Origin of the sequence: Sporomusa sphaeroides DSM 2875 (assembly GCF_001941975.2) — a bacterium.
In the GTDB taxonomy this organism is placed as follows: Bacteria; Bacillota; Negativicutes; order Sporomusales; family Sporomusaceae; genus Sporomusa; species Sporomusa sphaeroides.
On record NZ_CP146991.1, the window covers coordinates 3,640,475 to 3,655,389 of the forward strand.

Consider the following 14,915-nt stretch of genomic DNA (forward strand, 5'->3'; position numbering starts at 1 on the left):
TCAAAGAAGCAAAATGAACGTCCCCTTGCTTCCTCTAGCCTTCTACAGGTGCTTGGGGTCCTTTCAATTCTAATTGATAAAAAGCAAGATCCAGCCATTTATCAAATTTAAAGCCTGCTTTTTTAATTACACCCGAAAATGTAAAGCCCAGCTTCTCATGCATTTTTATGCTGCTTTCATTTGCTGCATCAATTCCGGCAACAAGTGTTGCGTATTCTCTTTCATTGGCAATTTTTATTAGCTCCTGCATTAATTTTGTTGCAAGCCCCTCTTTTCTATAGTTCTCATGCACATATACCGAATGTTCTATGGTGTATTTATATGCCGGCCAGGGTCTAAAGGGGCCAAAGGTAGCAAATGCAGCCACTTTACCATGTTTCTCAAATACTAACAACGGATAGCCAGCCTGCTTCTTCTGTTCATACCATTGTGTCCGGTCTGCCAGCGTATGAGCCTGATAGTCATAGACAGCAGTGGTGTTTAGTATAGCATCATTATAAATTTCCAGAATGTCCATTAAATCTTTTTCGGTTGCTTCCCTGATCATTCTTTCAGTTCCTTTCACAATAAATTTGGATTCTACATGTTAACCGGCTTCTTTCTCGAATTTTTGAAACTTTATGTTATCCCATTAATAATACTAATTACACCACACAAAAAGATAATCGTTATCGAAACCTTGCGAAAAACACTCTTACTAATTTTTACAAAAACCTTTTCTCCCAGCCATGCCCCGAGTAAAACTGCCGGAACAACGTAAATACTCTCTCTAAAGGCATTGAGGTCTAATGTTTTCATTAAATACATGATGATAAGTGTTGCAATATTGGCAAGGCAAAAGTAATGTACTATATTTGTGCGCAAAGTTTCTTTTTCCTGCTGTTGATTCATAAAAAATAAAGCAACAGGGGGGCCGTTGAGACTTGTTGACCCTCCCAGAAAACCGCTTACAATTCCAACCAAAATGGCTGCAAGCTTTATCCTTTTAACTTTAATTACATAATTGCCTGCCATAAATGCCGCCATAAGCAAAACCAGAATGCCAATGTATAATTTAAGGACAGCCGCATCTACTATCGTAAGCAGGTATACCCCTGGCAAAATGCCAACAAGACTGGCAGCAAACATCGGCCATACAAGCTTGGGGTCTGATTTGCCTTTTGTTTTATACATAACCCAAAAATTAGATACTAAAGCGCCAAAAACCGTTAATCCCACAACATAATTAGGATTTATATACAACAGCAGCAAGGGGGCGCTTACTGCCGCAAACCCAAATCCCGTTATTGACTGTATAAATGAAGCAAAGCAGATAATCAAAAAAATAATGATATAATCCATGAATTTCTCTTCCTCCAAGTTCCGGGATGACTATCTTGTACTTCTTTGGCATTGTTCGCTGTTATTCTAATTCAAATGCGACTTATATTCAAACGCTGTTATTCCATAGATTCTTTTGAAATACTTATTTAAGTGAGATAGATCAACAAATCCACATTCTGCTACAACTGAATAAATATCCTTGCTTTTTTCTAGTAACTGCTTGGCACGATTTACTTTACAAAAGATAAAATACTGATATGGTGAAGTTCCGGTATTAGCTTTAAACAACCTGATAAACTGAAATTTTGACAAAGAAACTTCTTTGCATATTTCATCAAGGCTCATTACACCTTCTAATTTAGAATAAATCATTTCTTTTGCTTTGTTAACCAGCTTATTATCTCTTTTATAATCTGTAAAGATATTAGTTGGATTAATGGTATCTATGAGAGATAGGAGCAGTTCACTGCACAAGGCTTCATCATCTTCACTCTGAATTGCATTTGAAAGATTTAGGATACTATTCCTAAGAACCTGACTATAGACGACCGGGGACGCAAACCGAACCATATCCTTTTTGCCTAATATATCCAAAAACAGTTTCGGCTCAATATATAGCATAACATAATCAAGACCCGAACTATCATGTGCTCTACCATCATGCACCTGTTCAGGATTAAAGAGCATAACACCATTCTCATATGAGGCATGGAAACTGCCATCTAAATTATACTCTTGAATGCCGCGCAGGGTTACACCTAAAGCGTATTCCTCATGACAATGCTTTTTATATGTGAAATCTGTAAAGCTAGCTGATAGTGCAGTAATATCTGATGATTTTTTATATATGAATCGCTCCACGTCCCTCACCTCCCAATAAGCTCAACCAATCCTGAGCCCATTATAGCAGAATATATCAGAAAAAGTGCCATACTTACATTAACCAGTTTTTGATATTTCAGCAAGATTTCCTTGAAAATCGCCCCGAAAAGCACCCAGGTGACAAATGCTAAAAAGCCAATAGCAGTGATAATCGCAACAAATATTGCTAATAAATAGGGTTCAGTGTAGTATGGCATAACAAAACCGGGAACTACCGTCATGGCAAATAACACTACCTTGGGATTGACAAACTGCATGATAAATCCCGACCTAAATGTTGCAACTTGTTTTTCAATTGACCCTGATGTGTCCATTTTGTATATCTGATATGCCAAATACAAAATATAAAGAGTTCCTATTATCTGCATCACAATCAATAGTTTCGGTATTACGGCCACAAGCATGGTATTTAATATGGCGGAGATGGTAAGTAGGGTCCCAAAGGCAATGGTTGCTCCATACGAATATTCCATAGCTTTTTTTATTCCAAATCCCTGCACCGTAGACAATATAACAATATTGGTAGGTCCAGGTGTAAAGGTTACAATAACGCAGTATAGTAAAAAAGATGTAATGTTCATGATATAAGCTCCTCCGAAAGTTAATATCATGAATTATATATCAAGTAAAGTTGATGAGATAGTATATTATTGCAAGGCTGCATCAGCCCGGCAAGTAATTAATATAACGGCTCATCCATCTTTGAGCCAAAATAGATGAGCCGTTTTCCTTCTTATATGTATGCTATATTCTCTTGAATAGTGCTGGTAGTCCGTTGGAGTCCCAGCAGCCTTTGCTTCTTTCGAAGATCAGAACTTAAGAATTGAAACTAAAAGCCCTTTCCCTGCTGGCATTACTTCAAGTCTGCCGTTTGTTCCAATTTGTCAATGCGGAATTGCAGCTCCATCAATTTTTCCTCAATCAACTGAACCAGCTTTACAATTTCACTATCCATATTCTCCTGGTTTTCCGTCACCTGCTGTATTAAAAGCAGCAAAGGCAGCAGCTTGTTTACCTCAATCATTACAGAAGGATGTTCCGGCTTAACTGCGGGCCCGGCACCAGGCTGTCCGCCCAGGGCAAGATGGCTGGCAATTGTCTGTTCGATCTGTTCTAATGATAATCCGCTTTCCTCCATCTTTTTGAAATTTCTTAAAATCTCCGGCACACGCCACGAAACCGCGCCGCCTTGCATCAGGGCGCAATCAGAGGGAACAAACTGCGAAATGCTAGACAAATAGCGTTTCGCGTCAAAAGCAGATACCTCTGCTTTTTTTAATGCTTCCGATTTTGGTATCCAGTTTCTCACTGTTTTCTCCTTCCTCTATCAACTCTCGTACCCAGAAACACGGCCAAACATTCTTCGCCCGCCATACCGGCCCAACATATCGGATGCTGCAACTGTTTGTTCAACACCTTGCTGATTTCGACCAGCACCTGATCCTCAGTCTGATTACCATAGAAATCGTTGACCTTATCTCGGAGATTACTTGACTTCCGTAACCAGGAAACGGCAAGTCCTTGCTCCTGTGCACCAGCAATCAATTTCTTTTGCCCGCCATGATTTTTGGGTACAACTTTCAAATAGAGCCGAAATAAAGCCCTCGTCATAAATGCACGTTTCATAGTCTAGCTCTGAGAGACCGGAACAATCTATATCCTCATCAATTGTCAGCACAACCCTGCCTTGTTCAAGCAGAGCTTCCTCAATTTTTAAAATACCTATACGTTTTTCCTTCAGAATGCTTTGCGTTTTACTGATAAATTCATCAATAGAAGTTACCGGGTAAATATATTGCTGATAAAATTCAGTTCCGGCCAGTTTGCCGGCTTTAAAAAAAATAGCATCTGTGTTCTCCGTACCGTAGTCTCTCTCCAACACATCTCGCAGGGTAAACTGCATCAGCCGGTATGTCTCCAGCTCAACTTGTGTTCCTAAATTCGGTCTGTCGTTCATATTACCAAGTAAATCCCAATTAAACTGATATTTTCTCATTGAAATCGTCCTTTCATCATGTCATATCCTGAAGTACGGTGCGGCAATTTCACCAACGGTCTTGCTAATGCAGAGAAAATAACCGTTTTTCAAACATCAACTGTATTGATAGAAAATCCCTCCCGTTCTAACCGGCTGTAGAACCGACATCAGTCCAAGTATTAAAGCATTAGAGGGATTTTTTGTTAAAAATAGCTTATCATTGCTGATACTATGTTTCAATTAGACCACTCTCATAAAAACATACCGTCCAAGTTATACCAGCATTCGAATTTATACCCTATCTCCGGCGTATACTGGCTCACCACCTTATGTCATGACCATCTCTCCATTTCTTGGTTCTAGTCCCTCTTTCCGTCCGGGTCAACCGATGCAGGATAGCCATCCTGTCCCGGCTTTTTTGTTGCCTGATATAATCAAAAAGACTCCAGATTATACAGACGGTAGAATTAAATTTCCCTACTTTCCTGTTGATTCTACCGACAACGTATCCAAGAACCAATATGATTATAGTGGGCATTGAAAAGAGAAGTGTTATGTTACATAATAAAAAGATACCCCGAAATTCGCACTATCCGAATTCGGGGTATTTCTCAATTATTTCGTATTTCAGATGCAAAGAGACGTCAGGCTGTGCGAAAACGATTTGCCGTAAAATTCATTCACCACTTAGACTGTAAATCCATGAATTTCTCTTCCTCCCCAAGGACCGATTAGTCATCCCCTAGTTATAATAACACCTGAACAGGCTAAGGGTATTATCCTAATGCGACAAGCATTGCTCCCAAGGCAATCAAAGCCACGCCGACACCAGCTAAAATACTGACTTTTTCGCCCAATAAAGCAGCTGCGAGAATTGTGGCAATTACGACGCTCAGCTTGTCAATGGGCGCAACCTGGGATACCTTACCGAACTTGAGGGCCAGGAAATAGAACAACCAGGACAGTGCTCCGGCAACGCCACTGAGGGCTATATAGGTTATGGCCTTTTTGTCAGCAAGAATTGCCGGAATTTCCTTCAACGTTCCCTGGAAAACAACAACAGCAAGCAAAAATACCGCCATAATGACCGACCGTATCGCCGTAGCGGCATTAGCATCGACCGATTGCAGGCCGATTTTGCCAAATATCGCCACTAACGCTGCCGTGACAGCCGATAACAGCCCAAAAACCAGCCAAAGATTCTCCACGTAACTCCTCTCCCTTATGACAACAATTACCCAGGTAAAGTAACAATAAAGGAACTCCCTTTCCCCGGAGTGCTTTCCACCCTTATTTTCCCGCCATGGACATCCACAATCCACTTGGCGATAGCCAGACCAAGACCGGTACCGCCCTCTTCCCGCGACCTTGCCTTATCCACGCGGTAAAAGCGTTCGAAAATCAGCTGCCGGTCATTTTCCGCAATCCCTTCCCCCGTATCGCTTACAGCAATCGTAATCGCTGGCTTCGGTGTCGCCGCCCTTGTGAGCAAGATATCCACCTTACCGCCGGCAGGGCTATATTTGATGGCATTATCAAGCAAAATCAAAAGCAATTGGCTTATTCTTTCGCAATCGGCCATAATGGGCAGCGTCTCTTCACCGCGCCTTTCCAAATTGACTGCTTTCACCACCGCTAACGGCTGCAGGGAACGAATAAGCGTCTCCGCCACAGCAGCCAAGTCGAATTTTTCTTTGATAATATTGGTTGCCCCGACATCTGCCCGCGCCAGGGTTAATAAGTCGGTTACCAGTTTGGTCATTCTGCGGATTTCACTGTTCATGTCATCAAGCACTTGGATGGAAAAGGAGGATAGCTTTTGGTCATTATCGTTCTGCACCGCCTCCACGGAGAGCTGAAGGACACTGAGAGGCGTACGCAGTTCATGGGAAGCATCGGCGACAAATTCACGCTGCCGGAAAAAAGCCTGTTTAATGGGAATCATTGCCTTCCCTGCCAGCAGGTGCCCGGCAAAGGCGGCGATGGTCAGAAAAATAACAGAAATCACGACCATCATCAGCAACAACATTTTCAGCATGTGATAATAAGCGCTGATATCTTCCCCCACAAAAACAGTGCCTACCATTTCAGAGCCGTCATATATTTTCATGCCGCATAATATGACTACCGCTCTGTCGCCATCAGCAAGGCGAAATTTCTTCAGTTCAACTTCTCCGTCGGCTGCGTCCCAATTGTGGATAAAGCGCAATACACCGCTGCGAATGGCAGGCGGTGGCTCCTCGGCCGCAGCCAGCTGCTGATTGGGATCGAAAACATAGTAAAATATCTTTGCACCGTGATCGGTATCCTCAGTTTCCTTTGCCGGCAACTGAAAAAAAGATTTTTTTTCTTTGTATATCCCGGCTTGCTCTCTGGCCTCTTCTGCCGCGAAAGAACGCAGGTCCTGTCTTTCCTCCTGATACAGGATCCAAAGCAACCCGGCAGAACTTACGATAATAAAGGCCATCATCAGCAGCATCATAACCAGCGCATAGCGCAGAGTTAGCCGGTTACGGATTCTGGCAAACATCTTGCACCTCCAGCTTATAGCCTATGCCACGAATGGTTTGGATAACGACCGTATCTTCAAATGGGCTGAGTTTTCGCCGCAGCAGCCGGACATAAGCATCCAGGTTATTGGAAGACACATCTGTCTCCAAGCCCCAGACGCGCTCTAAAATAACTTCGCGCGGAAGTACGCGCTCCTGATTGCGGACCAGCAGATCAAGCAGTTGAAATTCACGGCTGGTAAACTGTACCTCGGTATCTCCCCGCCGCACACAGTGCGTCAAGCCATTGAAGACTAAGCTGCCCACTTGCAGGATATCTTCCATTAACCGCGCCCGGCTGCGTCTGGCTAAGGCCCGGAGTCTGGCCAGCAGTTCCGCAAATTCAAAAGGCTTGACAAAATAATCATCAGCTCCCGTATCCAGTCCCAGTACCCGGTCATCAAGGGCGTCTTTTGCCGTCAGCATTAAAACAGCTCCCTGATAGCCGTGTTTTCGCAGCTGGTCACAGACGGCAATACCAGATTGTCCGGGCATCATCCAATCCAGGACAATGACGTCATAGGGATCGTAAAGCGCATACTCCAGCGCCATATCCCCATTCAACACCCAGTCAACCTGTATCCCGGACTTTTCCAGCATATGCTTGATTAACTTTCCCAGCTTTTTGTCGTCTTCTGCAAGCAATACTCTCATTCCGGCACCCCTTCCTTTCTCCAAGATCAGCGACACTGCTGCTTGATGATTGAATAATAAGATACTCCGCCGCTGCTTGTTAACAATTGATAATCAAAATTAGCTGCCTCCAGCAGAAACGGGACCTTTTGCTTGTCCTGTACGATAATCAGACTTGCCGCCGGCTGAGGCTGCCCCAAAAACTCGGGTAAATCCTGGCTCGGCATGGTGTATTTGCTTGACCAGTCCAGCGCTTCCGGCTGACGCGAAGACGCTGCAGCCGCCGTGGTAAGCTTCACCGCGGTATGGCCGCTATAAAAAACAGCCGAGGTGCTGTAAAACTGATACATCCCTATTTTTTTCTCACCAAGGGCGCTCATACTGTCCGCCATGTCTTTGCCTGAACGGGTTGCCGCTATGGCAGGAAATATAAACAGGGAAAGTATGATATATGACCCCAGCTGGCACAGGCAAAGCAGCTTGAAAACACCGGCCGCCCCCTTGTTTTTTGCTGTCCACACACTAAACAGCAGGAGCAGCGATAGGCAGACGGCAGTCAGGCCAAATTCCCACCCCGCCAGATAGCGATAGGCGGCAAGCATATAAACAAACAGCAGCAGTACCACTGGAATTCCCGCCCAGCGAAGAATGGCTGCTGCCTCATTCTGTGCCAGCATTCGCTCAAGCTGAACGGCTGTCAGCATTGCCAGGGGAAACAGTATCGGAAACGTATAGGTCAGATATTTGGTAGCCATCAGCGAATAAAAGCCAAAGTAAGCGGCTATCCACAGAAAAAGGAATACCGGCAGCGGGGAAGCCTGGGACCGCCGGTCCTGCCAGCCCTGCAGCACAGCTTTGATGGTCAAAGCAGACCAGGGCAGCATGCTGAGCACAAACACTCCAAGATAATAATAACTGACATTATCCTTCGGATGTTCGGAAACGGTAGCGCGAAGATAGTTGTGCACACCGAAAAAGGTATCGATAAACTCTGTTCCGTGCAGAGCATACATCGCGCCATACCAGGGCAGCGTCAGAGCGGCAAAAAGGAAAATACCGGCCGGTGTAAACAATGCCTTCACTTGCGCCCAATCGCGCTGTACGCCGATAAACAGCAGCACGACCAGACCGGGCAGCAAAGCGCCAACCGGCCCTTTGGTCAGTACGGCCAAAGCCACGCCGGCATACATGGCAAGATACCAGCGCCCGGCCTGCGCCCTGTTCACATATCCCAGATAAAAAAATACCAGGGCAGCACTGTTAAACACAAAGAACACCATGTCGGTAATGACCAGCTTTGCCAGAATGATATATTCAAAAGAGGTCCCCATAATCACCACCGCCAAAAGTGCCACTGTTGGCTTGGTTGTTTTCATTGTAAACCAGTATAGCATAACCAAGCCAACAGCGGCAAAAAAGGCGGGCACCAAACGCGCTGCCCATTCGGAAAAGCCAAAAAGTTGAAAGGCCATGGCCGTAAGCCAGTAGAAAAATACCGGCTTGTCAAACCAGACATTGCCATAGATTCTGGGTGATACCCAGTCTGCCGACAATACCATTTCCTTGGCGGTAAGCGCATAGTTGGACTCCACCGGATCGGTAATAGGAATGGCCTGGTTAAAAAACATATAGCCTAAAAACGAAATTAGAAATATAGTCAAATACAGCTTCCTGGAAGCCACAAACCTATTTGCGTCGCCGGATAGTTTCATTTCCATTAATCCTCTCCGAGAATGCGGTAATTGTTTTCATGAAATAAAAGCACTTTATCGGCTTGAATAACAAGCACTTGAAATTGTGCCTGAATTTCCGGAGACAGTTTCTCATAATTGTTCTTTTTCATAACCAGGTACGCGTTTTTACCGGCTGCGACCGCCTGCAAATCCTCCCGGCTTAATTCAATACCAGCCATACCGCTGTAATACAGGAAGCCGGGCCGGTAAAATTTTTCGACATAAACCGGAGCCTGCCGGTCATAATGCTGATTAAATTCATCGACAAACGACTTTACCGAAAATTCAGGTGTAATAACAGGCAGAGTGTGCGTCATTAACAAAGCTAAGAACAGCATCATTCCCAGGACATGGGCAGTAAATACGGCACGGAAGTTATGACGAACGCTCTGAAATAAAACGAAAACCGCCAGCAAGGCTAACAGCACTGCCATTATTTTGACAGAAGGCAGCAATTCCACCACTACCCCTGCCCCGGCATAAAACAGGCCGGTAATCAGGAACACGGCCGCCATGCCAAAAATGACAGCAGCGGCGTTTAAGGCCCGATACTGCTGACCGGCCCATATTTTGTCAAAATAATAGCCGGTCAGCAAGGCTAAGGGGGGATACATCGGCAGGATATATGAGACCAGTTTGGTCTGTGATATGGAGAAAAACATGAACACGACTGCCGCCCATATAATCAGGAAAACACAAGTATTGTAATACTCCCCTTTTTCCTTAAGCCCCGTAAACAAGGCCTGCGCCAGAAAAGCCGACCACGGGAAGAAGCCCAGAATCAGTACCGGAATATAGTAGTACCAGACTGCACCTGCCGTATGCTCAGGCTGCAAAAAGCGGGTTACATTATGAAACCCTAAGAAGGTGTCAATAAAGTCCATTCCATGGAAAGAGTACATTGCTGCATACCACGGCAGGGCAATGGCAGCAAAAAGCAGACTCCCCCTGACCACTTTCATGGTCTTTAGTATTTTTACGTTCCCTGTAAAAACCTGATACAATAGAATAATTACACCACAAAAGAAAAGGGCAACCGGACCTTTGGTCAGCACGGCAAGCGCGGCAAAGCCAAACAGCAGATAATATTGCCGGTGCAAAAACGCCAGCAAGGCCGCCGTCAGAAAAAAGGTCAGCGACATATCGGTAACAGCAGCGTTGCCAAGGTAAAAATATTCCAGGCTGGTGACCAGCACCAGCGCGGCAAGCAGACCGGCCCGTTCATTAAACAGCTTCCGGCCCGATACATAGACAAGCACAGCACCGCCTACCGCAAAAACAGCCGAAGGAAAGCGGGCGGCAAATTCACTCATGCCAAAAAATTTGAAGGCCGCTGCCACCAGCCAGTAATACAGCGGCGGCTTGTCGTACCAGAAATCACCGTAAATGCGGGGAGAAATAAAATCCTGGGATTGCAGCATTTCTCTGGCGGTCTCGGCATACACCGGCTCGTCCGGGTCCATCAGGGGATGTGTTCCCAGAAAAGCAAACATGAGTATACCGGCCGTACAAAGAATGATCAGCAGCGAGAACCAAACTTTTTTATTTGTCATCATAGCAATTGTCCCTTTCTATGCCGGTAAGCCTTCTCGGCTCACCGCTGCAACCTCACCGACGGGAAACAGTTATCATTGTGCTGGTGGTATTTCATATTATTATGGCCGCGGCGTTGTCCGGAAATCAGCTCAGCACGTACCCAGTACAACGGCCGCTGTTTAACCTCCTCAAAAATGCGCCCGATATATTCACCGATGATCCCGAGTCCTACCAGTTGAACGCCGCCCAGCAGCAATATGCTGGCAGTTATCGTGGCCCAGCCCGGCACGGCACCGGCCGTAAACAATCGCGTATACACCACATCCAGCGTCAAACCAAAACTCAACAGCCCCAGCAGCAGACCAAGATAAAAAGCGAAACGCAAAGGCAGTTTTGAATAGGCCGTAATACCGTCAAGGGCAAAAGAAAGCATCTTCTTGGGCGAAAACTTGGACTTACCGGCAAATCGTTCAGGTGCCACAAACTTCACCTGGGCCTGCCGGTAACCCATATCGCCGATAATGCCGCGGATAAACCGGGCCTGTTCTTTAAAACGTTGAAAGGTTTGCACTACCTTTCTGTCAAGCAGGCGGAAATCTGAACCGCCTGCCGCAATATGAACATCAGACATGGCATTCATCAACCGGTAGAACATGCCGGAGGTAAACTTCTTAAATCCGGAGACACCGGCCGTATCTACACGAATGGTTTGCACCACTTCGAAACCCTCTTCCCATTTCTGCAGCAGCAGCGGCACCAGCTCCGGCGGATGCTGCAGGTCGCCGTCCATAGTGATCACCGCATCACCGCCGGCATAATCAAGTCCGCAGGTTAATGCCACCTGATGCCCAAAATTGCGGGCCAGAAAAACCGCCTTAACCCTGGTATCCTGTTGTGCCAGCAGTTTAAGTATCCTGGCGGTATCGTCCCCTGAGCCGTCATCAATAAAAATCAGTTCATAGGCATAGCCCAGAGGATCCAGATATTTACATATTTCCTGATAAAACATCTGCACATTTTCCTGCTCATTAAAAACAGGTACAACTATTGAGATTAGCTTCATTTATCTCGCCACCTTATCTATGAATATCAATATGTCCTTCTTCAAAACCGAGTCTAGCAGGCCATTCTGAAAATAGTATGAAAAAGCAAATTTGCAAGTAATAAAAGGAAGACGACCTGAAGCGATATCGCTTCAGGTCGTCTTCCTTTAGATCAAGTATACCAAAATTTAATTACTACTAACTGATTCTTTTTTTAGCTTTGTCAGTTTGTAGGCAACACGATAGTATTCTATATGATACCCTTGTTTCTGTAATTCTGCAGCAATTTTACGCGGTCCCAGTCCTGTTTTGTGGAGGCTTATAATTTTGGCATCAATGATATCATCAATATCTCTGTCCACTTTTGTGCTTTGTTGCTGCCATAAATTCGACTCTACCATGGTCATCGGGATGTGTATGGCCTGCACCAGTACCCGGATTACCTCTTTATCATCCTCCGGTAAGCTGCCTACCAAAGGAGCAGCTGCATCAATGCTCGCAAACACGACATCGCGGAATTGCCGGATATTCCGCTCATATTTTGCACCCAATATGATTTCTTTGGCCTGACCGGTAAAAGAGACTTGCAATTCAATACTGTTTCTTTCTTTAGCCCGGAGCATATACTGGCTTACAAATAAATTCAGCAGGGATTCCCGTTCTTCATTGCTGCGGTCACGCAGCGGCGGTATGTCAATTTGGTACTGAGCAAGGCGTTGATATAATTCCGGTAAAAACTCTTTCTTTAAATCTTTACTTGATGCTGCAATAATAATCAAATCCAACTCGCGTTCGGTTCTTCCCCCCACTCTCCTGCTCATCCCGGATTCGATCAGTTTTAATAACATCGTTTGGTGCTGAACCAAAGTGTGGGCTTCATCTAAAAATAAAACCCCTTTGTCAGCCAATTCTACTAAGCCGGGTTTATCTATGGAGCCGGTATAAGCCCCTTTCTCTGTTCCGAACACTTCCATGGCAGCAATGTCCGAATTAATAAATTGCGCACAATTCACTTCAATAAAAGGGGCATCCGGCTTGATTACCTTAATCTTCTTGGCAAAATAATACATGGCCTTGGCCAGCATGGTTTTGCCTGTGCCTGTTTCACCAAGGATTATGGAATGCCTTGGCCCGCCGATAGCGGCAATACTCCGCTGCGCCTTGTCAATAACCCCTCTCAGGCTGTAGGACTTGCCAATAAAAACGTCAAATATATCGCTCACCTGACTGAGTATCAGTTCAATTTCCAGGCTCTCCAGCCGGTTTGACAGCTCCTCAATCTCGGTTATATCACGAAAAGTGGCTACCCCGCCAAAAAAGGTTTCATGGAAATATACGGGAAAAGCGTTAGTAATAAAGGTGCGGCCATTGGCATGAGTAATTTTAACATCGCGCATAGATTTTTGCGTACTAATAACTTCTAATAAGGCAGCCCGGGAATAATACTGGGTAATATGTTTGCCAATCATCTCGGCCGGACTGCTGGCACAGGCATATTTTGCAGATGTTTTGTTTGCATAAACGAGATACCCTTCAGCATTGACGACATTGACGCCTTCGGGCAGGTTGTCCAAAATGATTGTGTATAGTTCTGTCTTGTCAATCTGCATAGGATTTCATACCTCTCTACAAATTTTTTAACTCAACATTCATCTGCAAACATACTCTTATTTACATTATAACATGACTTCAGGAAAACGTTTAAAATAAAACTGCAGCCCGCTTTAGGGCAGGCTGCAGTTTTTCTTCATTATCCGGCCAAAGGCAGTGGTTCTACCTACTTACCTCTTGTCAGTTTTTAACGATTCAGCGGCAGCTTCCTTTTTGGGGATTGCCAGCACCGAAATGGTACAGAGAATAGCGAAGGTGGCTAAGAAATACATGCCGGCATTGGTCGAGCCTGTGGCATCTTTCAGGAAGCCAACCATATAGGGCCCGAAGAAACCGCCCAAGTTCCCCACCGAGTTAATAATAGCTATGCCGACAGCGGCGGTTGCTTCTGACAGGTACATGTTCGGCAAGCTCCAGAAGGTGCCGACAAACGCGTAGATGCCCATCTGGCTTATGCACAACAGCAGCATAGAGACTGCCAGATTATTGGTCATGGTTAGCGCAATCAATCCGAAGAAGGCCAGTACCATCGGCAAGGCTGTATGATACCGGCGTTCCTGGGTGGCATCAGACCGTTTGGCAACATACACCATGGCGATTATGGCACATATATACGGGATGGTGGAGATTAGGCCGATACCGGACAGACTCATGGCCTGTGCCAAACCTTTCAATATCTGCGGCATCCACATGCCAAGACCATAGAGGGCAAGCACATAGCAGAGATAGCAGAAGGCCAGGTGCCACACGCGGCCGTTTTTGAATACTTCCCACTTACTGGCGACTTTGACTTTTAATTGCTTGGCTACATGCTCACGCTCTAATTCCGCAACCAGCCATGCTTTTTCTTCGGCAGTCAGGAATTTGGCCTGGTCTGGCCTGTCCACCATGACAAACAAGGTGACAAACCCCAGGATAACGGCAGGCAAGCCTTCCAGGATGAACATCCAGCGCCAGCCGGCCATTCCCATCCAGGTAACATTCTCCATAATCCAGGAGGAGATTGGGCCAACTATGATATTGGCCAGGGCCATACCGCACATAAACAGCGACATGGTTTTGGCAAAATGCTTTGTCGGAAACCAAAAGGTAAAATAGAGGACAATACAAGGATAAAAACCCGCCTCAGCAGCCCCTAATAAGCCACGCAGGATGGCAACATGGGTAACATTTTGAGCCCATGCCAGCAGAACAGTTACCAGCCCCCAGCTGATAAGAATTCTGGCAATCCATTTGCGGGCCCCCACTTTATGCATAATAACATTACTGGGAACTTCAAAAAAGAAATACGTAATAAAGAAAATACCTGCCAGCATACCGAACATGCTTGCACTGATCCCCAAGTCCTTGTTCATTTGCAAAGCGGCAAAACCGATATTAACCCGGTCCAGCATAGCAACAATGTACAGCAGCATGACATACGGTACAAGCTTCCACCGTATTTTACTCATTAGCTGATTTTCACGTTCTTCGCTCAACTGTATAGTAGCCAAATTAGTACACCTCCATATATTTCCGGGGAAATTTAGTTACAATGAATCCACTAGTACATTTTAATCTTTTTGATTATTCTGTCTTTCCGGGGCGTACAATGTTTATATATCCTGTATTGTCGTACTCATACCCC

At 45.3% G+C, this 14,915-nt stretch carries 14 protein-coding genes; all 14 read right to left on the minus strand.

Annotation, left to right across the window (positions count from 1 at the left end; genetic code table 11):
• Positions 1-34 precede the first annotated feature (34 nt).
• Positions 35-547 (minus strand): GNAT family N-acetyltransferase, encoded by a 513-nt coding sequence (locus SPSPH_RS17070; protein ID WP_075757047.1) that lies wholly within the window; start codon positions 545-547, stop codon positions 35-37.
• A 71-nt stretch (positions 548-618) separates the two neighbouring features.
• Positions 619-1,341, minus strand: coding sequence for a sulfite exporter TauE/SafE family protein (locus SPSPH_RS17075; protein ID WP_075757046.1), 723 nt, complete (start codon positions 1,339-1,341; stop codon positions 619-621).
• Positions 1,342-1,407: 66 nt separating this feature from the next.
• Positions 1,408-2,184 (minus strand): helix-turn-helix domain-containing protein, encoded by a 777-nt coding sequence (locus SPSPH_RS17080; RefSeq protein WP_075757045.1) that lies wholly within the window; start codon positions 2,182-2,184, stop codon positions 1,408-1,410.
• A 5-nt stretch (positions 2,185-2,189) separates the two neighbouring features.
• On the minus strand, positions 2,190-2,786 hold the full coding sequence (locus SPSPH_RS17085; protein WP_075757044.1) for a LysE family translocator: 597 nt from the start codon (positions 2,784-2,786) through the stop codon (positions 2,190-2,192).
• A 272-nt stretch (positions 2,787-3,058) separates the two neighbouring features.
• Positions 3,059-3,514 (minus strand): hypothetical protein, encoded by a 456-nt coding sequence (locus SPSPH_RS17090; protein ID WP_075757043.1) that lies wholly within the window; start codon positions 3,512-3,514, stop codon positions 3,059-3,061.
• 177 nt (positions 3,515-3,691) lie between these two features.
• On the minus strand, positions 3,692-4,201 hold the full coding sequence (locus tag SPSPH_RS17095; protein ID WP_075757042.1) for a V4R domain-containing protein: 510 nt from the start codon (positions 4,199-4,201) through the stop codon (positions 3,692-3,694).
• 758 nt (positions 4,202-4,959) lie between these two features.
• On the minus strand, positions 4,960-5,391 hold the full coding sequence (locus tag SPSPH_RS17100; RefSeq protein ID WP_075757041.1) for an EamA family transporter: 432 nt from the start codon (positions 5,389-5,391) through the stop codon (positions 4,960-4,962).
• 26 nt (positions 5,392-5,417) lie between these two features.
• Positions 5,418-6,713, minus strand: a complete 1,296-nt coding sequence (locus tag SPSPH_RS17105) for a sensor histidine kinase (RefSeq protein ID WP_075757040.1) — start codon at positions 6,711-6,713, stop codon at positions 5,418-5,420.
• Entirely contained in the window at positions 6,694-7,386 is a 693-nt protein-coding gene (locus SPSPH_RS17110) for a response regulator transcription factor (protein ID WP_075757039.1), read from the minus strand. The genes SPSPH_RS17105 and SPSPH_RS17110 overlap by 20 nt, the downstream gene beginning before the upstream one ends.
• A gap of 26 nt (positions 7,387-7,412) precedes the next feature.
• Positions 7,413-9,083 (minus strand): ArnT family glycosyltransferase, encoded by a 1,671-nt coding sequence (locus tag SPSPH_RS17115; protein ID WP_233139142.1) that lies wholly within the window; start codon positions 9,081-9,083, stop codon positions 7,413-7,415.
• Complete coding sequence (locus SPSPH_RS17120) at positions 9,083-10,654, minus strand: ArnT family glycosyltransferase (protein ID WP_075757038.1); 1,572 nt, start codon at positions 10,652-10,654, stop codon at positions 9,083-9,085. The genes SPSPH_RS17115 and SPSPH_RS17120 overlap by 1 nt, the downstream gene beginning before the upstream one ends.
• A 38-nt stretch (positions 10,655-10,692) precedes the next feature.
• Complete coding sequence (locus SPSPH_RS17125; RefSeq protein WP_075757037.1) at positions 10,693-11,697, minus strand: glycosyltransferase family 2 protein; 1,005 nt, start codon at positions 11,695-11,697, stop codon at positions 10,693-10,695.
• A 168-nt stretch (positions 11,698-11,865) separates the two neighbouring features.
• Entirely contained in the window at positions 11,866-13,287 is a 1,422-nt protein-coding gene (locus tag SPSPH_RS17130; protein WP_075757036.1) for a sigma 54-interacting transcriptional regulator, read from the minus strand.
• A gap of 171 nt (positions 13,288-13,458) precedes the next feature.
• Positions 13,459-14,781, minus strand: coding sequence for an MFS transporter (locus SPSPH_RS17135; protein ID WP_233139141.1), 1,323 nt, complete (start codon positions 14,779-14,781; stop codon positions 13,459-13,461).
• Between the last annotated feature and the right edge of the window lie 134 nt (positions 14,782-14,915).